Source organism: Nocardia sp. NPDC058114 (genome assembly GCF_042884695.1).
Lineage (GTDB): Bacteria > Actinomycetota > Actinomycetes > Mycobacteriales > Mycobacteriaceae > Nocardia.
In genome coordinates, this window is record NZ_JBHVTK010000003.1 from 579,314 (window position 1) to 603,266 (window position 23,953).

The following is a 23,953-nucleotide window of genomic DNA, read 5'->3' on the forward strand; positions in this document are numbered from 1 at the left end:
CCTGTGGGCTCGCGGCGCGCCTGACCCGCGGCCGCCGGGGAAGCTGCCACGCTGAATTGTCATGAGCTCCCGTAACGCCCTCGTGCGCCGGACCTCCGGGTCACGCGGCACCGGGGAGACAGTCGCCGCATCACCGCCCGGGCAGGAGCCCGGCTGGTGGTCGCTCTCGCCCGAGCGGGCGCGAACCCTGCTGCTGGTCGCGGCGAGGCCGACGATCACCGCCTTGGCGGCGACGGTGCTGCTCGTCCTCGTGGTCATGCTCACCACCGGCACCGATCTCACCAGTGCGCCCGCCGCGGTCGCCGCGACGTGGCTTGCCGCCCACCAGGTTCCGCTCACGGTCGGCAGGACGACCCTCGGCCTGCTGCCGCTGGCGCCGACGGCCGTGCTGGTCTGGCTGGCCGCCCGCGAATGCGCGCGGGCCGTTCCGAACCGCCCCACTCCCGTCGAGCTGGGCTGGTTGACCGGTGCCGTGCTGGCCGGACCGCTGCTGATGACAGCCGTCTGCCTCGCCGTCACCGGCGATGCCGCGGGTGTCACCCCGCTCGAATCCTCGGGTCCGATCGCGGCGTTCGGCTGGGTGTTCGTGCTGTATCTGTTCGCGGCCGCCGCCGGGATCGCCGGCCGGGCGTGGAGTTCGCTGTGCGCGCTGGTGCCGATCGAGATCCCGGAATGGGCGGTCCTCGGCGCCCGCGCGGCGCGTCGCACCGTGTTGCGCATGCTCGGCTGCGCCGTGCTGGCCACCGTGATCTCCTTCTTCGTGCATCTGTCCCGGCTCGACGGTGCCTTCCAGCAGGCCCACAACGTCACCGACGTGCTGGGTATGACCTTGCTTTCCCTGCTCTATCTGCCGAATGTGGTGATCGGCGCGGCGGGGATCCTCAGCGGCGCCGCGGTGCTGTTCGGAGCGGGCTCGGTCGGGCTGTTCGGCGTGACCGGCGGGCACATGCCGGTGCTGCCCGCGCTGATCCCCGTGCCGGAAGGCCCCGCGTCCCCGTGGTGGGCGGCGCTGCTGCTGGTCCCGCTCGCCGTCGGCGTGCTCGGCGGGATCGAACTCGGCCGCACCAGCGATGACCGGCCCGGCGCGCCGTGGGCGACGCTCACCTGCGCCGCGCTGTCCACGCTGACGTTCCTGATGCTCGCGATCCTCGGCAGCGGTCAGCTCGGCGCCGTCGGGTGGGTGGGCGTCGATCTGCTGATGCTGGTCGTGCTGATGGTCACCTGGTTCGGTTTCGGCGGCTTCGTCGGCATGGTGTTCGCCCGCCGCTTCCTGGCACCGACCGCGCCGGCCGAGGTGTACGACGACTACGACGACGCAGACGACTACGAGGACTACGACTACTACGACGAGGACGAGTACGACGACGAGGACGACGATCCCGACGAGTACGCCGATGCTGTCGAATACGACGATCCCGCAGTCGAAGTCGACGGCGAACTTGTCGAGGACTTCGACGACGACCTCGAAGTGAGCATCGCCGCGCCCGGCTCGACCGACGAGCCCGCCGACGACATCGTCGACGTCGAAGTGGTCGAGTCGGACCTGCCGGACGAGGACAAGACCCCCGGTCGCTAAGCTCGACCCGGCGCCTGTCGCCATCGCCGCCGCCCGATCACACGCAGGAGTAGAGCGCTGACGTCCTCGTTTGCCCCGTGGAAGCCCGCCAGAACACCGGCCACCGTCGTCGTTCTGGCCTCGGGCACCGGCTCGCTGCTCAACGCACTGCTGGCCGCCGCACGCGAGCCCGGCTACCCGGCGCAGATCGTGGCCGTCGGTGTCGACCGCGACTGCCCGGCCACCGCGCACGCCGAGGCCGCCGGTGTGCCGCACTTCAAGGTGGGGCTCAAAGACTATTCCGACCGGGACGCCTGGAACGTCGCCCTTACCGAGGCCGTCGACGCGCACAAGCCCGATCTGGTGGTCCTGGCCGGCTTCATGAAAATCCTCGGCCCCGCGTTCATGGAACGTTTCGGCGGCCGGCTCATCAACACCCATCCCGCGCTGCTGCCGTCGTTCCCGGGCGCGCACGGGGTGCGTGACGCGCTCGCCTACGGCGTCAAGGTCACCGGCTGCACCGTGCACCTGGTCGACGCGGGCGTGGACACCGGCCCGGTCCTCGCGCAGGAAGCGGTCGCCGTGATGCCCGGCGACGACGAGGACACGCTGCAGGAGCGCATCAAGGTTGTCGAGCGACGGTTACTGGCGGAGGTCATCGCCGCCGTCGCGACGCGAGGCATTGTCTCCGACGGACGAAAGGCAGAAATACCAGTGAGCGAGCACGCCGGTGAGTGAACGTAAGGCGATCCAGAGGGCGCTGGTGAGCGTCTACGACAAGACCGGGCTCGTCGAGCTCGCCACCGGGCTGCACGCGGCCGGTGTGGAGCTGGTGTCGACGGGGTCTACCGCGGGCAAGATCGCCGAGGCCGGGATTCCGGTCACCAAGGTCGAGGATCTGACCGGGTTCCCGGAGACCCTCGACGGCCGGGTCAAGACGCTGCATCCGCGCGTGCACGCGGGCATCCTGGCCGACACCCGTCGTGCCGAGCATGTCGAGCAGCTCGTGGAACTGGGTGTCGAGGCGTTCCAGCTGGTGGTGGTGAACCTGTACCCGTTCACCCAGACCGTGGCCAGTGGCGCGAGCGTCGACGAGTGCGTGGAGCAGATCGACATCGGCGGGCCGTCGATGGTGCGTGCCGCGGCGAAGAATCACCCGTCGGTGGGTGTGGTCGTCGACGTCACCGACTACGACGACGTGCTCGCCGCGGTGAAGTCCGGCGGGTTCACCCTCGCCGAGCGGACCGCGCTGGCCGCCAAGGCCTTCCAGCACACCGCGAGCTACGACGTGGCCGTCGCGAGCTGGATGGGCTCGGTCGCCGTGCCCGCCGTCGCCGAGGAGACCGAGCAGTTCCCCGGCTGGGTCGCCGGTTCGTGGGAGCGCGCCGCGGTGCTGCGCTACGGCGAGAACCCGCACCAGGCCGCCGCGCTGTACACCAGCAACGACGGCACGGTCGGGATCGCGCAGGCGAAGCAGTTGCACGGCAAGGAGATGTCGTACAACAACTACACCGACGGTGACGCCGCCTGGCGGGCCGCGTTCGACTTCGACGAGCCCGCGGTCGCGGTGATCAAGCACGCCAACCCGTGTGGCATCGCCGTGGCGGGCGATATCGCCGAGGCGCACCGCAAGGCGCATGCCACCGACCCGGTGAGTGCCTACGGTGGCGTGATCGCGGCCAACCGTGAGGTGAGCGTCGAGATGGCCGAGCAGGTCGCCGAGATCTTCACCGAGGTGATCATCGCCCCCGGGTACGCGCCCGGTGCGGTGGAAGTGTTGCAGCGCAAGAAGAACGTGCGCGTGCTGGTGGCCGACGCGCCGCAGCGCAAGGGCGTGGAGCTGCGCCCGATCAGCGGCGGTGCGCTGCTGCAGGACCGCGACGTTCTCGATGCCGAGGGCGATGATCCGGTCAACTGGACTCTCGCCGCGGGCGACCCGGCCGACGTGACGACCCTGGCCGACCTCGAATTCGCCTGGCGCGCATGCCGTTCGGTGAAGTCGAACGCGATCCTGCTCGCCGAGGACGGCGCCGCGGTCGGCGTCGGCATGGGCCAGGTCAACCGTGTCGATTCCTGCAAGCTCGCCGTCGAGCGCGCGGGTGAGCGTGCGAAGGGTTCCGTCGCCGCCTCCGACGCCTTCTTCCCGTTCTCGGACGGGCCGGAGATCCTGGTGGCCGCGGGTGTTCGCGCGATCGTGCAGCCCGGCGGTTCGATCCGCGACAAGGACACCATCGAACTCTGCAAGGAAGCCGGCGTCACCCTGTACCTGACAGGCGCACGTCACTTCGCTCACTGAGTCCGAACCCGAAACGGGTGCCGCACCGAATCCTCGGTGCGGCACCCGTTTCGGCTATCCGGCGTCGACTACCTTGCGGCTGCCCAGCGGGGAACTCAAGGGGATTTCCAAGGTGCCGAAGACGGCGTTCATGGTGCACATCTTGTTCACGGAGTCCGCTCGGGTCCCGGAGCGCAGGGATACGGTGACCACCTCGGCGGTTTCGGTGACGGAGGCGTCCACGGCGTAGCACTCGGGGTTGCCGGTCTGGAAGTTGACGCTGATCTTGTTCTCGCTCAGCCGGTTCCAGGACGTGAACGGGATCGGGTGCGGATTGACAAGGGTGGGATCCGCGGTGAAGGGCTGCCCGATGCCGGGGTTCGGGTCTTCGGTCCGAGTGTCTGTTGTCGATGTATTCGGTTGGGGCGCAGCATCATCCGAGGATCCGCAGGCGGTGAGCGGTGCGATCAGCACGGCCACGGCTGCCGCGGCGGCGGTGTAGCGCGACATCGTTCTCATGGTGTCGACCCTAGACGGCCCGGCCCGGCCGTGAACTTTCCGCGAACCCTGCGCATAACTCCTCCATTTCCCGGCCGCGGCGACTACATTCGGCTTCGATGCGGCTCTGCGGCAATCGGCCGGCATCTTCTGTTGGGCTGAAGCAATTGGCGATCTTCGAAAGGAACAACGTGGCCGACACGCTGCGCGTAGGCGAAGAACTGGGACTGGGGCAGTCCCTGACCGGCGGTGCGTACACCCTGGCTCTGCAGCCGGATGGCAACCTGGTGCTGACCGAGCCCGACGGCAATGTCGTCTGGGCCGCCATGACGCACGGGCAGGACGCGCAGCGCGCGGCCCTGCAGCACGACGGCGACTTCGTCGTCTACGGCGGTGGCGGCGCGCGTATCTGGGCGACCGACACCAGCGGCAAGAACGTCGAGAAGCTGGTCGTGCAGCCCGACCGCAACGTGGTGCTCTACGGCACCGACGGCTCGGTCGCGTGGGCCACCGCCACCAATACCGACAACCCGCTGCCCGCGCCGGAGCCGGTCGCGGCGGCCCCGATCGCCGAGGAGGTCCCGCCGCCGCCGGCCGCGCAGACCTACACGGTCGAGTCGGGCGACACCCTGTGGGCGATCTCGGAGCGCTTCTACGGTGACGGCAACCGCTACCAGGAGATCGCCGCGGCCTCCGGTATCGACAATCCGGATCTGATCAACGCCGGTCAGGTACTGACCATCCCGTAAGGCGCAGACGAAAGTGGCCCCGAGGCAACAGCTTCGGGGCCATTCTCGTGTTCACGGCGCTACTTGGTGGTGGTGAACGGCAGCAACGCCATCTCGCGCGCGTTCTTCACCGCGACGGCGACCTGACGCTGCTGCTGCGGGGTCAGGCCGGTGACGCGGCGGCTGCGGATCTTGCCGCGATCGGAGATGAAGGTCCGCAGCAGGTTGACGTCTTTGTAGTCGACGTACTCGATGCCCGCGGCGATCAGCGGATTCTTCTTCGGCTTACGCCCCTGGTCGGCGCGTGCCTTCTTGGACGGTGCTCGCTTCACTGCCATGGGATATTCCTTCTCACGAATCAGTTTGGGGAGTCTCTACCAGCTCGATTTGTGGACCCCGGGAAGCTCACCCCGATGGGCCATCTCGCGCACACGAACACGGGAGAGGCCGAACTTGCGGAGATAGCCGCGTGGGCGGCCGTCAGCAGCGTCCCGATTGCGCAATCGTACCGGACTGGCATTGCGTGGCTGGTTGCGCAGTTCGGCCTGGGCGGCCGAGCGTTCGGCCTCGCCGGTGCTCGGCTTGCGGATGATCTCCTTCAGCTCGGCGCGCCGGGCCGCGAACCGTTCGACGATCTCGCGCCGCTGCTCGTTGCGGGCGATCTTGGATTTCTTCGCCATCAGCGCTCTTCCCGGAAGTCGACGTGGCGGCGCACGACGGGGTCGTACTTGCGCAGAACCAGCCGGTCGGGGTCGTTGCGGCGGTTCTTGCGGGTGACGTAGGTGAAGCCGGTGTCCGCGGTGGACTTCAGCTTGACGATCGGCCGGATATCGGTCGCTTTCGAGGCCATGTTCAGCTCCTAGATCTTGTCCCCACGAGCGCGGATGCGGGCCACCACGGCCTCGATCCCGTCGCGGTCGATGGTCTTGATGCCCTTGGTGGAGACCGTCAGCGTGATGCGGCGGCCCTCGCTGGGCAGGTAGTAGGTCTTGTGCTGGATGTTGGGGTTCCAGCGTCGGTTGGTGCGCCGGTGCGAGTGGGAGACGGCTTTTCCGAAGCCGGGCTTGCGACCGGTGACCTGGCAGTGGGCCGACATGCGACCTCCTTCCATGGTTATGACAACCATTTTCGACAACGATTATTCCGCACTGTACAGTCGCCGTGAGGTAAATGAAAATCATTGTCGAAAGGGGTATCGGGTGCTGGACCAGTCAGACCGGAGAACGCCCGTGGTGCTGCTGGCCGGCTTCTCCGGACCCGCCATGGGCGGCGTCGAGCACATCGCGGCGACGCTGAGCGAGGACGCGGGCACCGTGGTGGTGCATCACGACCTCGCCGAGCTACGTGAGGGAGTGGTGCGGCGCACGGTGCGGACCGCGGGCAACGTGAGCACCACGGTGCTCGAACTGGCGCACGGGTGCGTGTCGTGCACGCTGCGCGCCGATCTGCTGCCGATGCTGTGCACGCTCGCCACCCGCGATCACGTCGAGCGGATCGTGCTCGCGCTGGATCCCGGCATCGAGGCGGAGGCGCTGTGCCACGCGATCGAGCATGTCGAGGTCAGCGGGGTGGCCGATCGTGTCGACGGGCCCGCGGGCCGCAGCGTACGGATCGAAGCCGTGCTGACCTGCCTGGACGGGCAGCAGTGGCTCGCCGATGCCACCGGTGACGAGGTGCTGGCCGATCGCGGGCTCGCCTCGGCCGACGACGAGCGCACGGTCGCGCAGGTGGCTGTCGGCCAGGTCGACTTCGCCGACGCGCTGGTGGTACTCACCGCGGGCGCCGACGCGCTCGATCACGAGCGGCTGGCAGCCGTGCTCGCCCGCCTCGCACCCGCGGCGCCGGTCGCCTGGCTACCCGACCTGTCCGGCTTCGACGCCATCGAGATCGGTGCGCTGCTGACCCGCGTGCCCGCGGACTCACGCCGGGGCCGGATCTTCGACGCGCACGCACCGCTGCTGCGGGGACAGCCGCCGCTGAGCACCGACTGCGGCGTCTCGATCGTCGAATTCGCCGCGCGCAGGCCGTTTCATCCCGAGCGGCTGCACGAAGCCCTCGACGTACTCCTCGACGGCGTGGTCACCGCCCGCGGCCGGATCTGGCTGGCGACCCAGCCCGACCACGTGGTCTGGCTCGAGTCGGCCGGTGGCGGGCTGCGGGTCGGCGGCGCCGGTCGCTGGCTGGCCACGATGAGCGCCGAGGAACAGGCCGGCGCCGACCCGGATCGGCGGGCGATGGGCGCGCTGGGCTGGGACGAGCGATTCGGCGATCGCGATGTGTCGCTGGTGATCCTGGCTCACGACGCGGACCCCGCCGAGATCCGGCACGCCCTGCACTGGGCGCTGGTCGAGGACGACGAACTGCTGCTCGTCGACCGGGCGCCGGAACGAGTCGCGTTGTGGGAGGACCCCTTCGGCGACTGGCATCAAGATCCCTGCGCCGATCCCACCGAGGCAACGGCCTCGGCGAGCGAGCGCACAAACCCGAGAGGAGAAACGGCATGAAAGCGGGCATCCACCCCGACTACCACCCCGTCGTGTTCGAGGACGCGAGCACCGGCAAGCAGTTCCTGACCAGGTCGACCGCGAACAGCGACCGCACGATCGAATGGGCCGACGGGAACACCTACCCGCTCATGCTGGTCGACGTGACCTCGGATTCGCACCCGTTCTGGACGGGCACCGCCCGCAACCTCGACACCCAGGGCCGGGTCGAGAAGTTCGAGCGCAAGTACGGAAAGCGCTCGCGCGCAGGCAAGGAAGGCTGAATCATGGCGGTCCCCAAGCGCAGAATGTCGCGCTCGAACACCCGAAGCAGACGCGCGCAGTGGAAAGCGGAAGTCCCGCAGCTGGTCCCGGTGACAGTGGGCGGTGTCGAGTACCGAGTACCACGCCGCATCGTCAACGCCGTCCGCAAGGGCATGATCGACCCCGCCCGGCTCTGACGCCGACGACAACGGCCTGCCGGAACCGCCCGGCAGGCCGTTGCCTGTCTCTACCGCCCTGGGTTTGCGGCCCGCGTCATCCTTCTCGTTCGGCCAGCGCTACGAGGGTCGCGGCGAGCTGGAAGAACTTGTTGTTGCCCAGGTCGGCGATGGTCTTGATCTTCAGCGCCTCGAGCAGTTGCTTGTCGTGCGCCTCGGTGAGGCCGGCCAGCGCCGACGGGGGCGCGGCGAGAATTTCGGCGAGCGTCTTGTTCTCGAATTCCTTGTCGAGGACTTTGTCGAGCACCACGTTGACGGCCATGCGAACTCCTTCGAACGAACCTTGGATGTGCCGGGCGAGACGGATGCGCCCATCAGCGACCATAACTCGGTTGGCGCACCAGGTGGTGGGCTTCCGGGGGCTCGGCGGTTCGTTCTGCCCTGCCATCTGTCCAGGGGACTTACTGCGGTGCTGTTCTGCCTGTTCAGGGCCCTAGGGGAGGGTGTGGGGCAACCGCCCCGTTAACCGTGTGATGCATGCCACTTGGCATGAACGCGCGCAAGGGCTTGCGGAGTATTTGCTGACGGTCGAATTACCAACTCTCGGTTTGTTTTTCGCCACAAGAAAATTCCCGAACCACTGATGCGGAGTCCCTCGCAGGTATGTACTCTCGTGCGGGAGGGCGGGTTCCCCGAGTATGGGGAACCCGCTCATCGCCACTTCAGAGGCGGTTTTCGCGGCAGTTCGCCGCAGGTTGCGAGAGCTCGGATCAGCGGGGCGGAAGACCGGAAATATTCCGACAAACCGGACGTTAGCTGGTTGCGGTCAACGGGCCGGAACGGGCTGACGCACCGGGACCGCGACATCGCGTCGATCCGGCGCCACCAGCACCGCGGTGATCGGCACGGTCAGGCCGAGCGCACCGATCACGAACATCGGGAACACCAGGTCGAACAGTGGCATCCCGGCCGGTGTCCGGATACCCGGATCGATCGAGAAGCTCAGCGCGGCGATGGCCGTGTAATACACCGCCGCGACGCCGAGCGCGAACAGCACCGACACCAGCACCCGCATCGGCACCCGCCGGACCACCTGCGATACCCACAGGGTCGCGGTGCACAGCGCCATCGACACCAGCACCGACACCCCGATGAGGCCGAGTGACTCGTCGACGGTGCCCTGCACGGCGAGCGCGTCGAGGGTCAGATAGGTCGACAGTCCGATGCTCAATCCCATCGTCAGCCCACCGATGATCAGCCGCGGCACCTGGGGGGTCCGGCCACTGATCAGCAATCCGGCCAGGACGCCGACCACCGCGATGGCCAGTGCCGCCGCACCGAGCGCGACGTTGTAGCGCATCGTGCTGTCGTTCACCCGCATCGCCAGCAGCGCGACGGAATTCGCCAGCCACAGCCCGACCCCGCCGAGCGAGACCGCGGCCATCGTGAGCCAGATCAGCCGGAACCGGATCGAGTACTTCGCATGCCGGATACAGGCGAACGCCACCAGCGCGCCGAGCGCCGACAGGTCCAACGCGAGCCACGCGATCCCGGTGCCGTGCGCGAATGTCTCGGCACCGGTCGCGGCGAGCAGATCAGGCACGCCTGCCCGCTCCTTCGAACTGCTGCGGCTCGAGCTGGGCGATGGCGTATTCGGTCACCGCCGCCAGTGCCTGACGGACCTCGACGGCATTGCGCGCGTCGATGTCGACGATCGGGATGCCCTCGCGCACCGAGAGCGCTTCGCGCAGTTCGGCGATGGGGAAGCGGGGAGCGTTGGGGAAGCGGTTCACCGCGATCAGGAACGGCAGTCCACGCGCCTCGAAGAAGTCGACGGCGGCGAAACTGTCTTCCAGCCTGCGGGTGTCGATCAGCACCACCGCGCCGATGGCGCCCCGGATCAGGTCGTCCCACATGAACCAGAAGCGCTTCTGGCCCGGGGTGCCGAACAGATAGAGCACCAGGTTGCCGGGCAGCACGATGCGCCCGAAGTCCATGGCCACGGTGGTGGTTTCTTTTTCCGGCGTCTCGGCGAGATCGTCGATGCCGTCGGAGAAATGGGTCACCATCGCCTCGGTGCGCAGCGGCACGATCTCCGACACCGCACCGACGAAAGTCGTTTTACCGGCGCCGAATCCGCCCGCTACGACGATCTTGGTCGACGCGACCCGTTGTTCTTGTGCCGGCGGGCGCATGCCATCAGAGGCCACGGAGTCCACGCAAAGTCCTCTCCATCAGTGATCGGCGTTCGTCGTAGCTCGCCTGTTCGGTCAGCGTCGAATGCACTCGAAGAATCCCGCCCACTACGAGATCACCGATCATCACCCGGACCATACCCAGTGGGCGACCAAGGTATGCGGCAATCTCGACGACAGAAAGCCGATGTGTGGCAAGACGCACGATTTCGATCCGCAAATCGCCTGCGGACCAGTCGTTGTGCGCTGTATAAGATACCGTCTCGACGACCGCCTCCAAAGGCAGCGCGATCGCGGGCTCGGTGCGGCCGGAGGTCAGGGCATAGGGCCTGACCCGGGTAGTCGGCCGGTGATCGGATCCGTAAGGGCTCGACATCTCACCTCAGCCGGCGGAGCGGGCGGTGGCGGTAACCGCCGAGCCCACCCGGTCGACGAGCAACGCCATCTCGTAGCCGATGCGGCCGATGTCGTGGCTCTTGTTGGCGAGAACGGCCAGGTGCGAACCGTTTCCGACGCTCATCACCAGCAGATAGCCCCGCTGCATCTCCACGATCGACTGCATCACCTTGCCGCCGTCGAACAGGTGCGCGGCACCCATCGACAGGCTGGCCAGACCGGCGGTGACCGCGGCCAATTGCTCGGCGCGGTCGGCGGGTAGATGCGGACTGGTCGCCTGGAGCAGTCCGTCGGCCGAGACGAGCACCGCGTGTGAGACGCCGGGTACGTCGCGGGTGAAGCGGGCGACCAACCAGTTCAGATTCTCGTCTGTGGGGTGCGCGTTGCTCATTCGAGGCCTCCGTCGTTGTACTGGATCTCGGCACGGCCGCTGCGGACGCCGCTGAGATGTCTGGTCAGGTTGTTGCGGATCTCCTCGGGGTCGCGAGCGCCCGCTTCCTCCGCGGGGGTGAGCCCACCGGGGACGAGCTGAGCGCCCGGCTTGCGGATCGGCAGCCCGCCGCTCGTTCGCGAGGACGTAGGTGGGTGGTCCGCCTCGGCGGCGGCCGACCAGCCCGCGTCGCCGGGGGCGCTCCACGACGCGCCGTTGCCGTTGCCGGATTCGGTGGGGGCCGAGGCGGGTTCGACGAGCCACTCCGAGACCATCCGCTGGTAGATCGGGGTCGGCGCCGGGCCGGAGACCGGCTGTAAACGGGTGCTCGTCGTCGGCATCGGGTCGACGTCGAGGGGACGCGGCGCGGGTTGCGGCTCCTGGGGCGCGGCCGGTGCGGACGACGCGGCGAGCTCGGCCAGCGCGTTCGAGGGGATGCGCTGCGGCAGGCCGAACGGCGACGAATCGGGAGCGGGTGCCGCCGGATCGGTGGTCACCGGAAGATCGTCGGTGTCGTGATCGTGCTCGGCCCACATGCCCGCCGGTGCCGCGTCCTCGTCGGGTTCGACGATGGCCGGTTCCGGCGGGGGCGCCGGTACCGCGGCCGGAACACGTTGCGGGAGACCGACACTGGTGAGTGGGTTCTTGGGCGTGCTCGCGCCGTTGGTCGGGACGAGCGGATTCGGATCCGCGAACGTCGGCAGCGCGGGAAGCGGTGAGGCGGGCAGGTCGAGATCGGTCACGGCGTCGAGCGAGACCAAGGGGCGCGGTCCGGTCGGCATGATCGGATTCGGGCCGGTGATGTCGGCCGGAGTCAGCGCGTACGGGCCGATCCCGGCGGGGACGATCGGATTCGGCCCGGTGGCCGGACCCGACGACATGGGCGGCGACGGCGCGACGAGCGCACTGGGCAGATGCACGCTGGCCGTGATGCCGGGCTGCGGGGCCGCACCGCTGGTACGGCGCAGGCTGACCGTGATGGTGTGCCGCTTGGCGAGCCTGCCGACCACGAAAAGACCCATGCGACGGGCGGTTTCGATGGTCACCTCACCACCGGAGGCGAGCCGGTCGTTGGTCGTCTGCAGATCCTCGGCCGACATGCCGAGGCCGCGGTCGGTGATCTCGATCAGATAGCCGCTGTCGACCGCCCGGCCGACGATGACCGCCACCGATGTACTCGGCGGGGAGTAGCGCAGGGCGTTGTCGATGAGCTCGGCGAGCAGGTGCTCGATATCGACCGCGGACTCACCGGCCACGACGCCGTCGGGCACATTGCCGATCTCGACCCGCTGGTAGTCCTCCACCTGCGAGACCGCGCTCCACAGCATGTCCGACAGCGGCACCGGCGGCAGATGACCGCGGCGCAGCACGGTGCCCGCGAGCACCAGCAGGTTGTCGCCGTTGCGGCGCATGCGGGTGGCGAGGTGGTCGAGGCGGAACAGCGTCTGCAGGCGCGAGGGGTTGTCCTCGTCGTGCTCGAGTTCCTCGATGAGCGCGAGCTGCTGCTCCACCAGCGACTGGCTGCGCCGCGACAGCGTCTCGAACATGTTGCCGATCTGCAGGCGCAGGCGGGCCTGATCGCCCGCCAGATTCAGCGCCTGCTCGTGGATCTCGTCGACGGCACGGGCCAGCTGACCGATCTCGTCGGTGGAGTGCACACCCACCGGCATGATCTCCGGCGTCGCGCCGCCGCTGCGGACCACGGCCAGCTCGTCGGGCAGCTTCACATGCGCGACCTCGAGCGCGTCGCGGCGCAGCCTGCGCACCGGCACCACCAGGGTGCGGGCCACGGCCAGCGCGAGCGCCAGGCCCGCCAGCAGCATGCCGAGCACCAGGGTGGTCTCGCGCAGGGCGCCGGTCTGTGCCGTCGCGGTGTTGCTGTCGAGAGTGTGGTCGATGTTGTCGAGCAGCGCGGAGATCGTGGAGGCGTAGGTGTCGGCGCTCACCTGGAGCGTGTTGAGCACCGCCGCGTTGGTGGTCGGATCACCGCTGTTCTGGCTGAACACACTGATCCGGGTCTGCACCGCGTCGAGCAGCGCGGCCATGCTGCCCGCCTGGTCGGGCAAGACCATCGCGTAGGTCTTGATCATGTTCGATTCGGAGCCGAGCTCGACGAGCATCTTCGCTCGCGCGCTCTGGCTGCGACCGGATTCGGGCGAGACGACCAGCGTGCGCTCGCGGGTGAGCACCCGGCGGGCCTGGTGCAGCGCGGCCAGCTGGAGGAAGTAGCGCTGCACGACGAAGTCCTGGACCTGCGGGGTCTTGGACAGCGCCTTTCCGATCCGTTCGCCGATCTCGTCGGTCTGCTCGCCGACCATCGCCGGGGACCCGCCGCGCACGGTATTGCGCAGGGTGGCGCCGGTGGTGGTGGCCGCGGTGAGTTCACTGGCGACGACAGGGTCGATGCGGGCCGAGCGCAGCGCGCTCTGCACCTCGGCGAGCGCCTGGTCGTAGGTGGTGAGCGCGGCGTCGGTCTGAGGGTCGGCGATCGCACCCCAGTTGGCCGTCGCGGCGACGGCGAGTTGTTCGGTGGCGGTGGCGAATTTGACGACGGGACGGATGACGGTGGCCTGTTCGGTGGCCGCGCCCAGCTGCGTCATCGTCTGCAGTTCGTTGTTGATCCGCAGCACGGCGAAGGTGGTCGCGAGCATCACCGGCAGCACCAGCACCACACCGACCTTGCGCGTAACCGACCAGTTGGACAGGCTGAATTGCCAGGAGCGCGATGCAGGTTCCATCCGCGTGCGTTGCCTCTGCTTCCACGTGTGACCCCGGCCCGCGCGGGGAGGTCGCGGAGCGATGCGAGCGCAGAACCAACTGGAGGTCTTCTTTTACCGCAGGAAAGATACCGTGCCGAGTGGGCATCGGCAATCCGGGCCACACGGTCTGTAATTCGCCGAATATGCGCTGACACAACGACGATTCGTTCGGGTTTGTCAAGACCTACAACATACCTCCGGCGAGAACACGACGTTCGGCGCGCCGAGGCCTCTCAGTACGTTCTCAGTCGGTCACGGCAAACTACAGCACATGCGCATTCTGGTAGTCGACGACGATCGCGCGGTGCGGGAATCACTGCGCCGGTCACTGAGCTTCAACGGCTACACCGTCGACCTCGCTGTCGACGGTCTGGACGCACTCGAGAAAGTGACCGCGGCCAGGCCCGATGCGCTGGTTCTCGACGTCATGATGCCGCGCCTGGACGGCCTCGAAGTGTGCCGAAGGCTGCGCAGTACGGGCGACGATCTGCCGATTCTCGTTTTGACCGCGCGCGATTCGGTGTCCGAACGAGTGGCCGGCCTCGACGCGGGCGCCGACGATTATTTGCCGAAACCTTTCGCGTTGGAGGAATTGCTGGCGCGTTTACGGGCGTTGCTGCGTCGTCGAACGCCCGATCCCGGTGAAGCGTCGGAGGCGATGGTGTTCGCTGACTTGTCGCTGGATCCGGTCACCCGCGAGGTTTCGCGCGGCGAACGCGCGATCAGTCTGACGCGTACCGAGTTCTCGTTGCTCGAGATGTTGATGGCCAATCCGCGCCGAGTGCTCACTCGCGGACGAATCCTCGAAGAGGTCTGGGGCTACGACTTTCCGACCTCCGGTAACGCGCTGGAGGTCTATATCGGCTATTTGCGCCGCAAGACCGAGGCCGACGGCGAGGAACGACTGATCCACACCGTGCGTGGCGTCGGCTACGTGCTGCGCGAGACCCCTCCGTAGGCGGGCGAGATGGCACACAAGGAACCCGCGGTCGCCGTTCTCGGCAGGCCGCTGGACGCGAGCGAGATGCGTCCGCCTACCCCGCTCACCCGCTCGGTGTCCCTGCGCTGGCGGGTGACCCTGCTGGCCGCGTCGGTGGTGCTGATCGCGGTCGCGGTCACCTCGATCGCCGCCTACGCGATGGTGGCGCGCGCGCTCTACGCCGACGTCGACGCCCAGCTCGAGGCCCGCGCGGCGACGATGATCAACAACAATTTCGAGACCGCCGGTTTCCAGTCGATCGTGCTGGCCGGGCTGTTCTCCAACGATGTCGGCGTCGCGCTGATCTATGCCGGTCACAAGCCGTATATGCCACCCCAGCAGACAATTCCACCGGTCGGCGCCCAGGAGCTCGCGGTGGCCGACGGCAAGATCAATTCCTCGCTGCGCACCGTCGGTGACCAGCGGGTACTCGCCGCGCGTACGCACAGCGGCGCGACGCTGATCATCTCGCAGAAGCTCTACCGCACCCGCGAGGTGCTCGATCAGCTGGCATGGCTGCTGTTCGTGGTCGGCGCGTGCGGCGTCGTGCTCGCCGCCGCCGCCGGAACCGCGGTGGGTCGCACCGGTCTGCGCCCGATCGCCCGGCTCACCGCGGCCACCGAGCGCGTCGCCCGCACCGACGACCTGACGCCGATCCCGGTGACCGGTGACGACGAATTGGCCAGACTCACCGAGAGTTTCAACACGATGCTGCGGGCGCTGACCGAATCACGCGATCGTCAGCGTCGGCTCGTCGCCGACGCGGGCCACGAACTGCGGACGCCGCTCACCTCGCTGCGCACCAATATGGAGCTGCTCATCGCCTCGGGCAGGCCGGGCGCGCCCCGGCTGCCCGACGAGGACATGGCCGAATTGCGCGCCGATGTGGTCGCCCAGATCGGTGAGCTGTCGACGCTGGTCGGCGACCTGGTCGACCTGGCCCGTGAGGATGCCCCCGAAACCGTGTACGAGCGGGTGGATCTCGGCGAGGTGGCCGAGCGTGCGCTCGAACGTGCGCGCCGCAGACGGGTGGGGATCACCTTCGTGGCCGATCTGGCGCCCTGGTTCGTCTACGGGCACGAGGCGGGGCTGGAACGGGCCGTCCTCAACGTCCTCGACAACGCGGCCAAGTGGAGTCCGCCCGACGCGGTCGTGCGGATCACCATGCGCCCGGCCGGCCCCGGACTGCTCGAACTGGCCGTCGGCGACGCGGGCCCCGGCATCCCCACCGGCGAACGCGAACTGGTCTTCGAACGCTTCTACCGCACGACCGCCTCGCGCTCGATGCCCGGTTCCGGACTCGGGCTGGCCATCGTCAAGCAGGTGGTGACCAAACACGGCGGCACCATCGCGGTCGACACCTCCGATCGGGGCGGCGCGCTGGTACGCATCGTGTTGCCGGGGGAGGCGCCGATCGTTCTCGACGAGTCCGACGCCGGGTGATCGCCGTCAGTCACGGCGAACTGATAGTCCGATCTCAGGCGCCTCTCAGTAGCCGTCAGGAAGCTGGTCAGCAAGCGTGAGGAGACAGACACCATGACCGACGATCCCCAGCACCCCGCTGACCGGCCCGCCGCTACCGGGCCGGGCGACACGGGCCATCCCACCGAGTCGGGGCTACCGGCCGGGCACCAGGGGCAGGCGCCGGGCTTCGGCGACCAGCCGCGCTACGGCGAGCATGCCGGACCGGCTCCCTTCGGCGACCAGCCGCGCTACAGCGACCAGCCCCATGGCGAGCCTGCACCCTTCGGCGAGCCTGCACCCTTCGGCGGGCAGGCACCCTACGGCGGACAGCAGGCCCACAGCGGCCATGCGCCCTTCGGGAATCCCGCGCCGCACACCGCCCCCATGGCGTTCGGTGGCCCGTCGTCGCAGGGGGGCCAGCCGTCGCACGGTGCGCAGCCCCAGGCATTCGGTCCCGCGCCGGCTCCGCAACGAAAGCCGCTGCGGCTCGGCCTGATCGCCGGTGCGACGGCGCTGGCTCTGGTCAGCGGTGGTGTCGGTGGTGTCGTCGGAGTGCTCGCCACCGACTCGGGTTCCGCGCCGGTGACCAATGCGCTCGAGGCGCCGAAGCCCGCGGTCAACAACGTCGCCAACGCGCCCGCCGGGTCCACCCAGGCGGTGGCGCAGCGGGTGTTGCCCAGTGTCGTGATGATCAAGGTCGCGGGTAACCGTGCGTCCGGCGAGGGTTCCGGGGTGGTGCTGTCCACGGACGGTTTGATCCTCACCAACAATCACGTCGCCGCGGGCGCGGGTGCCTCGGCGAAGATGGAGGTGGTGTTCAGCGACGGCAGCACCGCGCCCGCCACGATGATCGGCGCGGATCCGGTCTCCGACCTGGCTGTCATCAAGGTCAGCGGCAAGACCGGGCTCACGCCGATCGAACTCGGCACCTCCGACGGTCTGGCCGTGGGTCAGCCGGTGATCGCGATCGGCTCGCCGCTGGGCCTCGCGGGCACGGTCACCACCGGCATCGTCTCGGCTCTCAACCGCCCGGTCTCGACCAGCGGCGAGGGCACGCCGAGTCAGGTGAACCCGGTGATCGACGCGATCCAGACCGACGCGGCGATCAACCCGGGCAACTCCGGCGGCGCGCTGGTCGACGGACAGGGCAAGCTGATCGGCATCAACACCGCCATCGCCAGCCTCGGCGGCGAGGCGGCGGGCGGCACCCAGAGCGGTTCGATCGGCCTCGGCTTCGCGATCCCGGTGGATCAGGCGCGCCGGGTCGCCGACGAACTGATCAAGACCGGCCATGCCACCTACGCCCAGATCGGCATCAAACTGCGCCCGCAGGACACCGCCGCACGCGTACTCGAGGCCACTCCCGACGGCCCTGCCGCCAAGGCAGGCATCCCCGCGGGAGCCGTCATCACCCGCCTCGACGACCGCCCCATCGACTCCGGCGACGCGCTGATCGCCGCCGTCCGCTCACACCAGCCAGGAGACAAGGTGAAGGTGACTTACACCGACGAACAGGGCGGTAACTCCAAGACCGTCGAGGTCACGCTCACCGCCGCGGCGGCGGAAGGCGGCCGATGATGCGTTCGAACGCAAACCTGTCGTGCGTAGGCGCTACGGTGATGACCATGGACATCGATGCTCCCGTGGCAGGGCGCGCACTGGTTGTTGTCGTCGACGATCGGACGGCTCATGGCGGCGTGGATTCGCTCGGCCCGCTCGTCACCGAATTGCTCAACGAGGCCGGGTTCCTCGTCGACGCCTCGGTGACGGTGCAAGCCGAGGAGGTCGAGATCCGCAACGCGCTCAACACCGCGGTGATCGGCGGCGTCGACCTGGTGATCTCGGTCGGCGGCACCGGCATGTCGCCGCGCGACATCACCCCCGAAGCCACCACCCAGGTGCTCGACCGTGAACTGCCCGGCATCACCGAGGCATTGCGCGCGTCCGGCCGGGTGGCGGGCTCGCTCGACGCCGGTCTGTCCCGCGGCGTGGCAGGCATCTCCGGCAGCACCCTGGTGGTGAACCTGCCCGGCACGCGCGCGTCGGTCCGCGACGGCATGGCCACCCTCGGCCCGCTGGCCAGCAAGGTGATCGGCGAACTGTCCGGTCTGGACGAATGACATCCGACCCGCACGACGCGGTTTCCGGCCCCGATGATCGGGGCCGGAAACAGGCTGCGGCGGAGGAGCTGCGACGGAAAGCGGCCGAGGCGGCGCGACTGGCGAGAATCTTCGGCGATGTTCTCCCGGAGACCACCGGCGACGAACGCGGCGAGCGATCACGGGGCTCCGGTACCGACGATTGGTTACGGTCGCAAGTTCCACCGCACCACGGGTGATCAGCCCGTTATCTACGTAGCCGCTACGTAATAAGCCGCCTTGGAATTGCCGATTACGGCATGAACGCACACTGCGGACAAATACTCGAGACCACGCGAAAGCGTGGTCTTTTGTCGTTCGACGACCCAGATCGTTACCCGGGGCCATCTCCTGTCAAGGTGTCATGACAGGAGCCTTCGCGACTGCATCAATGCACGTCAAGGCATGTGGCGATGTAAGAATGTGTGCCGTGCTTCACAGTGAAATTTACGAACTCTTTCGTTGCCGAATCCGTGTAACGGCGTTTAATGTTCGCCATCGAGCCACCAACTATCGGTCCCCGCAGTACTCCCACCTCTGTGCGTTGAACCACCCGGTGGAACCCTGGCTCGGGTTCGCCACACCGGCCCCGGCCGTATCGTCGAAATAACAGTTAGTTACGTAACGGCAACAAAGGGGCGACACACTGATCTGGGCCCTGTGAGGTCCATTTGTCCGGCTTCGAAAGTCGAAGCCGGCTGTTAGACACCTGATGAGGGGAAGTATGAGCGAGAACCGCACCACCGGTGTGCGCCGTGGCGTCCGTGCCGCGGGCGTCGGCGCTGCCGCGGCCGCCGTGGCCTTGGGCCTGCTGTCGACCGGTGCCGCCAATGCCGATACCTTCGTGCCGTTGCCGGACGGCCAGAAGGTCAGCCCTGCTGGCGTGACCATCACCCGCACCCACGAGTCCGCACTGATCTCGCCGTCGATGGCCGCCAACGGCGCGGGTCGCGTCGTCTGGGTCTCGGGCACCGCGGTCGCCGAGGTCAACGAGACCCCCGAGGGCGAGGTCGGCCCCTGGAACGGCCCGACCGGTCGTCCCGGCTCGAACAACTCGTCGACGCACGGCACCTCCCAGCTGAACACCGGCTACATCGTCGGTTGCCAGGTGAGCATCGCCGATGACGCCATCGGCGCCGGTGTCTCCGGCGGAATCAGCACCGGCGGCGTGACCGCGGGCGGCTCCATCGGCGTCAACCTCGGCCCCGGTGAAGTGAAGTTCGTGCAGATCAGCTCGAAGGACATCCTGAAGGCCGGTACCTACGCGATCGATTACCAGGACGCGGAAATCGAGATCCAGGGCTGCGCCGGCTACGCGCAGGCCCGGGCGTACACCGTCGTCGAGGTCATCGGCGACAACTACTCGAAGACCACCCTGTACGGCATGCCGTTCAGCATCGGCTGACGTTCTTCGATCCGGCACGAATCTTCTTCTCGCTGCGGCGAACTCAATCCTCGAGGGACAAATCCTATGATCAACCGTAAGTTCATGGCGAAGGTGGCGGGCGTCAGCGCTGCGGCCACCGTGGCCGTCGGCCTGTTCTCGACGGGCGCGGCCAATGCCGATACCTTCGTTCCCCTGCCGGGTGGACACATCACCAAGACGCTGTCCGACGGCACCGTCGTCGACATCTCCCTTGTCGGTGAGTCGGCCCTGATCAGCCCGTCCATGGGTTCCACTCCGGTGCACCGCAACTCGTGGGTCTCCGGTAGCGCTCAGGTCACCGTTTCCGACGGCGGCTCCGGCAAGATCTACCCGGGCTACACCGTGGGTTGCCAGGTCAACATCTCGGGTGGCGGCGTATCCGGCGGCGGCGAAGCCGCGATCGACCAGGACGGCAACGGCTCCGGTGGCATCACCACCGGCGGCGAGCTCTCGCTCGGCCCCGGCCAGTCGTCCTCGTTCTACATTCTCGACCGCGAGCAGGCCGACGACTTCGGCAGCGAATCGCACAGCAAGAGCAACAAGTTCAAGAACGGCTCCGGCTCGGTGACCTGGTCCGACACCACCATCGGCCTGAGCGGCTGCGCCGGCTACGCGCAGGCGCGTGCCTTCGTGTCCGTCGAGGTCGAGACCGACAACGTCATCTCCTGGGTGACCCTGTGGGGCGCTCCGTTCAGCCTCGGCTGATCTGTTCGTATCCCGCACTCGAAACGGGCCGGTCGCTATGCGACCGGCCCGTTTTGTTGTGCGCTCACCCTTGTATCGCTGGACATTACGAGTCAGTCTCACTATGTTGAACCCGAATCAACTGCCCCGGCAGTCGAAATCATCTTGCGTTTTCGTTCGCCGATCGGCTGAGAGTCGCGCCGATCCGGTGACGACCAGCTTCTCGATCCACCTCCCGGCAGGGCGCATCTGTCCTGTTGCCAGCGGTGCCTGTCCTGTGTGACACACCCCAGCTGGGTCCGGGCGCAACACAGATATCGACCTCGATGGTCGAGGTCGGATTTGCGTATACCTCGAGGGGAAGAATGAGCGAGAACCGCACCAACCGCGGGCGTCGCGGCGCGTGGAGCGCGGGCGCCGCAGTGGCCGTGACGATCGGCCTGTTGTCGGCCGGTGCTGCCAACGCGGACACCTTCGTACCGTTGCCGGACGGCCAGAAGCTGGGCCCCGGTGTCACTTTGAGTCGCACCGGCGAGCATGCCGTGGTATCCCCGTCGCTGGCCGCCAACGGTGCTGGTCGTGTCGTGTGGGTGTCGGGCAATGCCCGCGCCGATGTGCAGGTCACGCCAGAGGGCGAGGTCGGGCCGTACAACGGACCGACGAACCGTTCCGGCTCCAATAATTCTTCGACGCATGGTGCCTCGCAGCTGAATACGGGTTACATGGTGGGTTGCCAGGTGAGCATCGGTGACGACGCGATCGCTGCCGGATTGGCCGGTGGAGTATCGACCCTCGGCGCCTCCGCCGGTGGTGCGATCGGCCTTCATCTCGGCCCTGGTCAGGTCGCCTTCGTGCAGATCGACGCCAAGGACATTCTGAAGCCCGGCGTCTATTCGGTGGAATACCAGGACGCGGAGATAGATATCCAGGGTTGCGCGGGCTACGCACAGGCCCGGTCCTACTCGGTGGTCGAGATCATCGGTGACCACTACTCCAAGACCACGCTGTACGGAGCGCCGTTCAGCATCGGCTGATCATCGGCCGAATCGAAACTCTTTCTCGTTCACACGAATTCACCCTCGAGGGGTCACTGTGATGATCAACCGTAAGAGCATGGCGCGCGTAGCCGGATTCACGGCGGCGACGACCGTGGCATTGGGTTTGCTGTCCACAGGTGCGGCGAACGCCGACACCTTCGTTCCGCTGCCGGGCGGCCACATCACCAAGACGCTGTCCGACGGCACTGTCGTGGACATCAGCCTGGTCGGCGAGTCCGCCAATATCAATCCGTCCATGGGGTCCACCCCGGCGCATCGCAACGCCTGGGTTTCCGGTAGCGCGCAGGTCTCGGTGTCCGGTGATGGCGGTGGCAAGATCTTCCCCGGTTACACCGTGGGTTGCCAGGTCAACATCGCCGGCGGTGATGCGCTCGGAGACAGTGGAGCCGAGGTGGTGGAGGGCGTGGGCTTCGGCGAGGTGAACACCGGCGGCGAGCTCACCGTCGGACCCGGCCAGGCGAAGTCCTTCTACGTTCTCGATCTCGAAATGCCCGACGACTACGGCAACGAATCCCACAAGACCCGCAATGCCTTCAAGGGTGGGTCGGGCTCGGTGACCTGGGCCGACGAGACCATCGGCCTGTCCGGCTGTGGTGGTTACGCCCAGGCTCGTTCCTTCGTGAGCGTCGAGGTGGAGACCGACAACGTCATCAGCTGGGTGACCCTCTGGGGCGCGCCGTTCAGCCTCGGCTGAGCGAACACAACAACGAGTTCGGGTCCTGCACACCGCGGTGTGCAGGACCCGAACTCGTTGTGGCAGTGAGGAATCAGTAGGCGTTGTCGCCGTCGGTGTGTTGCGCCGGCTCGGCCCGGAGGCCGTGTTTGCCGTTCGAGCGACCGCGCTGCTCGGCCAGCAGATCCCTGATCTGGATGAGGAGCTCGTTCTCGGTGAGTTCCTCGTCGGCCTGGGAGAACCGCTTCTTCATCCTGGTCGCCGGCACCACCAGGATGAAGTACAGGATCAAGGCGACCAGCAGGAAGTTGATCGCCGCGGTGATGATCGGCCCGATCTCGATGAAAGTGGCCGGCTTGTCCGCGACGAGCTGGAAGCCCAGCCCCATCTCGTTCGATCCGCCGAACAGCGCGAGCAAAGGATTGATGATTCCCTCGCTGAACGCGGTGACGATCGCGACGAACGCTGTGCCGATGACGACGGCGACCGCCAGGTCGACCACGTTGCCGCGGAGTAGGAAGTCTCTGAAACCTTTGAGCATTGCCGATGTCTCCTTCGTACAGGAGCCGGCCCGGGGCGCTGCGCTCCATATCGAATGCTGCGAAACGGTGTGCTTGGTTCCTGTGTGATGCTAACGAGAGTTCGGGCAAATTTCTCGCGAACTACACCGTGGGGCGACCGGCGAGGCGTCAGTGGAAGACGACAGTCAGTGCCGTCCGCAGCGACGCACCGGCCACGGCGGCGGCGTATGCGGTATCCAGCGCGAGCAGGACCACCCGTTCCGCGCCGCGCCGATCACCCGTCGCGGTGACGAGTACCACCGCGGCGTCGGTGGCCAGCGTCCGCGCGGGCTTGGTGGCACCTGGCGCGCCGGCATCCTCCACGCCGACGACATCGACCCGGTCGCCCGCCCGCAACACATCAGCCACCGCGGCATCGGCCAGCCGGATCGGCACGATCCGCGCATCGGTGCTGCCCGCGGCCGCGGCGGCCAACCGGGGGCCGACGACGCGCAGATCGGTGAAGGTCTCCCCGGCATGCATGGCGCCGGTCAGCGTCGCGCCGAGCAGGGGAGCGGTTTCGCTGACGGAACCTCTTGGCAGCGAACGCGATTCGTGATGGTCCACACGCAGATCGTCGGCGGTGAGTAACCGGCCGGGCGCGAGATCGCGGGCGGCGACCACCACCGCGACCCTGGCTCCACCGGGGTCGCCACGCACGAACAGTACGACGGCGGCTACGGCGAGAACGGCGGCGGCGATCCGGCGGGCGAGCAACGCGTCGGCCCAGGCCGGACGATTACCGAGGGCGAAACGCCAGGAGCTGCCACGTCCCAGATCGGCGAGACTGCGAGTCATGGGCGAAAGCGTAGAGCCGCGGGCCTGCGGCAAAGTCGCTGAAAGCCCCGCCTGTGGATAACCGCGGGGCTGTGGACAACTGCCGAAAAGTCAGCTGGCGGCGGCCGGAGTGGAGCTGGTCGACGCGCTCGACGACGAATCTCCGTTGCCGCCGGATCCGCTGCCGCTCGACCCGTTGCTGCTGGTGCTCTCGGACGAGGTCTTCGCCGGTTCGCTCGCGGTGGACGCGCCGCCACGGCTGTCGGTGCGGTAGAAACCGCTGCCCTTGAACACGATGCCGACCGAGTTGAACAGCTTGCGCAGCTTCCCGGAGCACTGCGGGCATACCGTCAGTGTGTCGTCGGAGAAGGACTGAACGATGTCGAAGCGGTTGTCACACTCGGTGCACGCGTACGAATAAGTTGGCACAGGATC

Annotated in this window: 29 protein-coding genes; 15 read left to right on the top strand and 14 right to left on the bottom strand. The window is 67.7% G+C overall.

The annotated features are described in order from the left end of the window. Positions 1-61: 61 nt before the first annotated feature. Genes ACFVVI_RS15075 through purH form a run of 3 tightly spaced genes read left to right on the top strand, consistent with a single transcriptional unit; the run spans position 62 to position 3,851 of the window. Positions 62-1,576 carry a DUF6350 family protein gene (locus ACFVVI_RS15075; protein ID WP_378993274.1) on the top strand — a complete coding sequence of 505 codons (1,515 nt, stop codon included), beginning with the start codon at positions 62-64 and terminating at the stop codon, positions 1,574-1,576. A 36-nt stretch (positions 1,577-1,612) separates the two neighbouring features. Beyond that, entirely contained in the window at positions 1,613-2,293 is a 681-nt protein-coding gene (purN, locus tag ACFVVI_RS15080; protein WP_378636340.1) for a phosphoribosylglycinamide formyltransferase, read from the top strand. Beyond that, positions 2,286-3,851: a bifunctional phosphoribosylaminoimidazolecarboxamide formyltransferase/IMP cyclohydrolase gene (gene purH / locus ACFVVI_RS15085; protein ID WP_378993273.1), complete on the top strand. Its 1,566-nt coding sequence runs from the start codon at positions 2,286-2,288 to the stop codon at positions 3,849-3,851. The genes purN and purH overlap by 8 nt, the downstream gene beginning before the upstream one ends. 54 nt (positions 3,852-3,905) lie before the next feature. On the opposite strand, the gene ACFVVI_RS15090 is transcribed toward purH, so the two are convergent. Further along, a complete protein-coding gene (locus ACFVVI_RS15090; RefSeq protein WP_387445794.1) occupies positions 3,906-4,349 on the bottom strand; it encodes a hypothetical protein in 444 nt (147 codons plus the stop codon). A gap of 170 nt (positions 4,350-4,519) precedes the next feature. Here ACFVVI_RS15090 and ACFVVI_RS15095 point away from each other — a divergent pair, with 170 nt between their 5' ends. Continuing rightward, positions 4,520-5,077, top strand: a complete 558-nt coding sequence (locus tag ACFVVI_RS15095) for a LysM peptidoglycan-binding domain-containing protein (protein WP_387445795.1) — start codon at positions 4,520-4,522, stop codon at positions 5,075-5,077. 59 nt (positions 5,078-5,136) lie between these two features. Here ACFVVI_RS15095 and rpsR read toward each other — a convergent pair whose 3' ends face one another. From rpsR to rpmB, 4 genes are read right to left on the bottom strand one after another with little or no spacing between them, the layout of a single operon-like run. After that, entirely contained in the window at positions 5,137-5,394 is a 258-nt protein-coding gene (gene rpsR / locus ACFVVI_RS15100) for a 30S ribosomal protein S18 (protein WP_067449582.1), read from the bottom strand. A gap of 36 nt (positions 5,395-5,430) precedes the next feature. Beyond that, complete coding sequence (rpsN, locus tag ACFVVI_RS15105; protein ID WP_378993269.1) at positions 5,431-5,736, bottom strand: 30S ribosomal protein S14; 306 nt, start codon at positions 5,734-5,736, stop codon at positions 5,431-5,433. Then, the gene (gene rpmG / locus ACFVVI_RS15110; protein WP_378635921.1) at positions 5,736-5,906 is read right to left on the bottom strand and encodes a 50S ribosomal protein L33; all 171 of its coding nucleotides are present in this window, start codon (positions 5,904-5,906) and stop codon (positions 5,736-5,738) included. Before rpmG ends, rpsN begins: the two co-directional genes overlap by 1 nt. Positions 5,907-5,915: 9 nt before the next feature. Beyond that, a complete protein-coding gene (gene rpmB / locus ACFVVI_RS15115) occupies positions 5,916-6,152 on the bottom strand; it encodes a 50S ribosomal protein L28 (RefSeq protein WP_194826729.1) in 237 nt (78 codons plus the stop codon). 103 nt (positions 6,153-6,255) lie between these two features. On the opposite strand from rpmB, the gene mrf reads away from it, so the two are divergent. From mrf to rpmF, 3 genes are read left to right on the top strand one after another with little or no spacing between them, the layout of a single operon-like run. Continuing rightward, a complete protein-coding gene (mrf, locus tag ACFVVI_RS15120; RefSeq protein WP_387445796.1) occupies positions 6,256-7,560 on the top strand; it encodes a ribosome hibernation factor-recruiting GTPase MRF in 1,305 nt (434 codons plus the stop codon). Next, positions 7,557-7,823, top strand: a complete 267-nt coding sequence (locus tag ACFVVI_RS15125; protein ID WP_378635925.1) for a type B 50S ribosomal protein L31 — start codon at positions 7,557-7,559, stop codon at positions 7,821-7,823. Before mrf ends, ACFVVI_RS15125 begins: the two co-directional genes overlap by 4 nt. 3 nt (positions 7,824-7,826) lie before the next feature. Beyond that, positions 7,827-8,000, top strand: coding sequence for a 50S ribosomal protein L32 (rpmF, locus tag ACFVVI_RS15130; protein ID WP_378635926.1), 174 nt, complete (start codon positions 7,827-7,829; stop codon positions 7,998-8,000). 76 nt (positions 8,001-8,076) lie between these two features. Here rpmF and ACFVVI_RS15135 read toward each other — a convergent pair whose 3' ends face one another. The 6 genes from ACFVVI_RS15135 to ACFVVI_RS15160 form a co-directional block, all read right to left on the bottom strand. Beyond that, entirely contained in the window at positions 8,077-8,301 is a 225-nt protein-coding gene (locus ACFVVI_RS15135; protein ID WP_336084385.1) for a hypothetical protein, read from the bottom strand. Positions 8,302-8,805: 504 nt separating this feature from the next. Continuing rightward, a complete protein-coding gene (locus ACFVVI_RS15140) occupies positions 8,806-9,582 on the bottom strand; it encodes an MHYT domain-containing protein (RefSeq protein ID WP_378993267.1) in 777 nt (258 codons plus the stop codon). Beyond that, a complete protein-coding gene (locus tag ACFVVI_RS15145; RefSeq protein WP_266295760.1) occupies positions 9,575-10,174 on the bottom strand; it encodes an ATP/GTP-binding protein in 600 nt (199 codons plus the stop codon). Before ACFVVI_RS15145 ends, ACFVVI_RS15140 begins: the two co-directional genes overlap by 8 nt. Before the next feature lie 4 nt (positions 10,175-10,178). Continuing rightward, positions 10,179-10,550 (bottom strand): DUF742 domain-containing protein, encoded by a 372-nt coding sequence (locus ACFVVI_RS15150; RefSeq protein WP_056813973.1) that lies wholly within the window; start codon positions 10,548-10,550, stop codon positions 10,179-10,181. Positions 10,551-10,556: 6 nt separating this feature from the next. Next, positions 10,557-10,961, bottom strand: a complete 405-nt coding sequence (locus ACFVVI_RS15155) for a roadblock/LC7 domain-containing protein (RefSeq protein WP_056813970.1) — start codon at positions 10,959-10,961, stop codon at positions 10,557-10,559. Continuing rightward, on the bottom strand, positions 10,958-13,738 hold the full coding sequence (locus tag ACFVVI_RS15160; protein ID WP_387445797.1) for an ATP-binding protein: 2,781 nt from the start codon (positions 13,736-13,738) through the stop codon (positions 10,958-10,960). Before ACFVVI_RS15160 ends, ACFVVI_RS15155 begins: the two co-directional genes overlap by 4 nt. Before the next feature lie 292 nt (positions 13,739-14,030). Between ACFVVI_RS15160 and ACFVVI_RS15165 the strand changes: the two genes are divergently transcribed. The 8 genes from ACFVVI_RS15165 to ACFVVI_RS15200 all read left to right on the top strand — a co-directional run bounded on the left by ACFVVI_RS15165 (position 14,031) and on the right by ACFVVI_RS15200 (position 22,202). Continuing rightward, positions 14,031-14,717 carry a response regulator transcription factor gene (locus tag ACFVVI_RS15165; RefSeq protein ID WP_358071318.1) on the top strand — a complete coding sequence of 229 codons (687 nt, stop codon included), beginning with the start codon at positions 14,031-14,033 and terminating at the stop codon, positions 14,715-14,717. A gap of 9 nt (positions 14,718-14,726) precedes the next feature. Further along, positions 14,727-16,181 (top strand): ATP-binding protein, encoded by a 1,455-nt coding sequence (locus tag ACFVVI_RS15170; protein ID WP_378993264.1) that lies wholly within the window; start codon positions 14,727-14,729, stop codon positions 16,179-16,181. Between the two features lie 93 nt (positions 16,182-16,274). After that, complete coding sequence (locus ACFVVI_RS15175) at positions 16,275-17,780, top strand: trypsin-like peptidase domain-containing protein (RefSeq protein WP_387445798.1); 1,506 nt, start codon at positions 16,275-16,277, stop codon at positions 17,778-17,780. Then, complete coding sequence (locus ACFVVI_RS15180) at positions 17,780-18,322, top strand: MogA/MoaB family molybdenum cofactor biosynthesis protein (protein ID WP_194826720.1); 543 nt, start codon at positions 17,780-17,782, stop codon at positions 18,320-18,322. The genes ACFVVI_RS15175 and ACFVVI_RS15180 overlap by 1 nt, the downstream gene beginning before the upstream one ends. Before the next feature lie 742 nt (positions 18,323-19,064). After that, positions 19,065-19,745, top strand: a complete 681-nt coding sequence (locus ACFVVI_RS15185; RefSeq protein ID WP_378993261.1) for an MspA family porin — start codon at positions 19,065-19,067, stop codon at positions 19,743-19,745. A gap of 66 nt (positions 19,746-19,811) precedes the next feature. After that, positions 19,812-20,471, top strand: coding sequence for an MspA family porin (locus ACFVVI_RS15190; protein ID WP_378993260.1), 660 nt, complete (start codon positions 19,812-19,814; stop codon positions 20,469-20,471). Between the two features lie 344 nt (positions 20,472-20,815). After that, complete coding sequence (locus ACFVVI_RS15195) at positions 20,816-21,484, top strand: MspA family porin (RefSeq protein ID WP_378993259.1); 669 nt, start codon at positions 20,816-20,818, stop codon at positions 21,482-21,484. A 61-nt stretch (positions 21,485-21,545) separates the two neighbouring features. Continuing rightward, on the top strand, positions 21,546-22,202 hold the full coding sequence (locus ACFVVI_RS15200; protein WP_379318356.1) for an MspA family porin: 657 nt from the start codon (positions 21,546-21,548) through the stop codon (positions 22,200-22,202). 73 nt (positions 22,203-22,275) lie between these two features. Here ACFVVI_RS15200 and mscL read toward each other — a convergent pair whose 3' ends face one another. The 3 genes from mscL to ACFVVI_RS15215 all read right to left on the bottom strand — a co-directional run bounded on the left by mscL (position 22,276) and on the right by ACFVVI_RS15215 (position 23,947). Then, the gene (gene mscL, locus ACFVVI_RS15205) at positions 22,276-22,722 is read right to left on the bottom strand and encodes a large conductance mechanosensitive channel protein MscL (protein WP_378993257.1); all 447 of its coding nucleotides are present in this window, start codon (positions 22,720-22,722) and stop codon (positions 22,276-22,278) included. 148 nt (positions 22,723-22,870) lie between these two features. Beyond that, entirely contained in the window at positions 22,871-23,539 is a 669-nt protein-coding gene (locus ACFVVI_RS15210) for an SAF domain-containing protein (RefSeq protein WP_387445799.1), read from the bottom strand. A 90-nt stretch (positions 23,540-23,629) separates the two neighbouring features. Then, on the bottom strand, positions 23,630-23,947 hold the full coding sequence (locus tag ACFVVI_RS15215; protein WP_378993253.1) for an FmdB family zinc ribbon protein: 318 nt from the start codon (positions 23,945-23,947) through the stop codon (positions 23,630-23,632). Between the last annotated feature and the right edge of the window lie 6 nt (positions 23,948-23,953).

Bases quoted from the DNA above. Each gene is read 5' to 3' on its own strand.
- ACFVVI_RS15075 (WP_378993274.1), top strand. From the start codon at position 62: ATGAGCTCCCGTAACGCCCTCGTGCGCCGGACCTCCGGGTCACGCGGC.
- ACFVVI_RS15090 (WP_387445794.1), bottom strand. From the start codon at position 4,349: ATGAGAACGATGTCGCGCTACACCGCCGCCGCGGCAGCCGTGGCCGTG.
- rpsR (WP_067449582.1), bottom strand. From the start codon at position 5,394: ATGGCAGTGAAGCGAGCACCGTCCAAGAAGGCACGCGCCGACCAGGGG.
- rpsN (WP_378993269.1), bottom strand. From the start codon at position 5,736: ATGGCGAAGAAATCCAAGATCGCCCGCAACGAGCAGCGGCGCGAGATC.
- rpmG (WP_378635921.1), bottom strand. From the start codon at position 5,906: ATGGCCTCGAAAGCGACCGATATCCGGCCGATCGTCAAGCTGAAGTCC.
- rpmB (WP_194826729.1), bottom strand. From the start codon at position 6,152: ATGTCGGCCCACTGCCAGGTCACCGGTCGCAAGCCCGGCTTCGGAAAA.
- ACFVVI_RS15125 (WP_378635925.1), top strand. From the start codon at position 7,557: ATGAAAGCGGGCATCCACCCCGACTACCACCCCGTCGTGTTCGAGGAC.
- rpmF (WP_378635926.1), top strand. From the start codon at position 7,827: ATGGCGGTCCCCAAGCGCAGAATGTCGCGCTCGAACACCCGAAGCAGA.
- ACFVVI_RS15135 (WP_336084385.1), bottom strand. From the start codon at position 8,301: ATGGCCGTCAACGTGGTGCTCGACAAAGTCCTCGACAAGGAATTCGAG.
- ACFVVI_RS15145 (WP_266295760.1), bottom strand. From the start codon at position 10,174: ATGCGCCCGCCGGCACAAGAACAACGGGTCGCGTCGACCAAGATCGTC.
- ACFVVI_RS15150 (WP_056813973.1), bottom strand. From the start codon at position 10,550: ATGTCGAGCCCTTACGGATCCGATCACCGGCCGACTACCCGGGTCAGG.
- ACFVVI_RS15155 (WP_056813970.1), bottom strand. From the start codon at position 10,961: ATGAGCAACGCGCACCCCACAGACGAGAATCTGAACTGGTTGGTCGCC.
- ACFVVI_RS15160 (WP_387445797.1), bottom strand. From the start codon at position 13,738: ATGGAACCTGCATCGCGCTCCTGGCAATTCAGCCTGTCCAACTGGTCG.
- ACFVVI_RS15165 (WP_358071318.1), top strand. From the start codon at position 14,031: ATGCGCATTCTGGTAGTCGACGACGATCGCGCGGTGCGGGAATCACTG.
- ACFVVI_RS15170 (WP_378993264.1), top strand. From the start codon at position 14,727: ATGGCACACAAGGAACCCGCGGTCGCCGTTCTCGGCAGGCCGCTGGAC.
- ACFVVI_RS15175 (WP_387445798.1), top strand. From the start codon at position 16,275: ATGACCGACGATCCCCAGCACCCCGCTGACCGGCCCGCCGCTACCGGG.
- ACFVVI_RS15180 (WP_194826720.1), top strand. From the start codon at position 17,780: ATGCGTTCGAACGCAAACCTGTCGTGCGTAGGCGCTACGGTGATGACC.
- ACFVVI_RS15185 (WP_378993261.1), top strand. From the start codon at position 19,065: ATGAGCGAGAACCGCACCACCGGTGTGCGCCGTGGCGTCCGTGCCGCG.
- ACFVVI_RS15190 (WP_378993260.1), top strand. From the start codon at position 19,812: ATGATCAACCGTAAGTTCATGGCGAAGGTGGCGGGCGTCAGCGCTGCG.
- ACFVVI_RS15195 (WP_378993259.1), top strand. From the start codon at position 20,816: ATGAGCGAGAACCGCACCAACCGCGGGCGTCGCGGCGCGTGGAGCGCG.
- ACFVVI_RS15200 (WP_379318356.1), top strand. From the start codon at position 21,546: ATGATCAACCGTAAGAGCATGGCGCGCGTAGCCGGATTCACGGCGGCG.
- mscL (WP_378993257.1), bottom strand. From the start codon at position 22,722: ATGCTCAAAGGTTTCAGAGACTTCCTACTCCGCGGCAACGTGGTCGAC.
- ACFVVI_RS15210 (WP_387445799.1), bottom strand. From the start codon at position 23,539: ATGACTCGCAGTCTCGCCGATCTGGGACGTGGCAGCTCCTGGCGTTTC.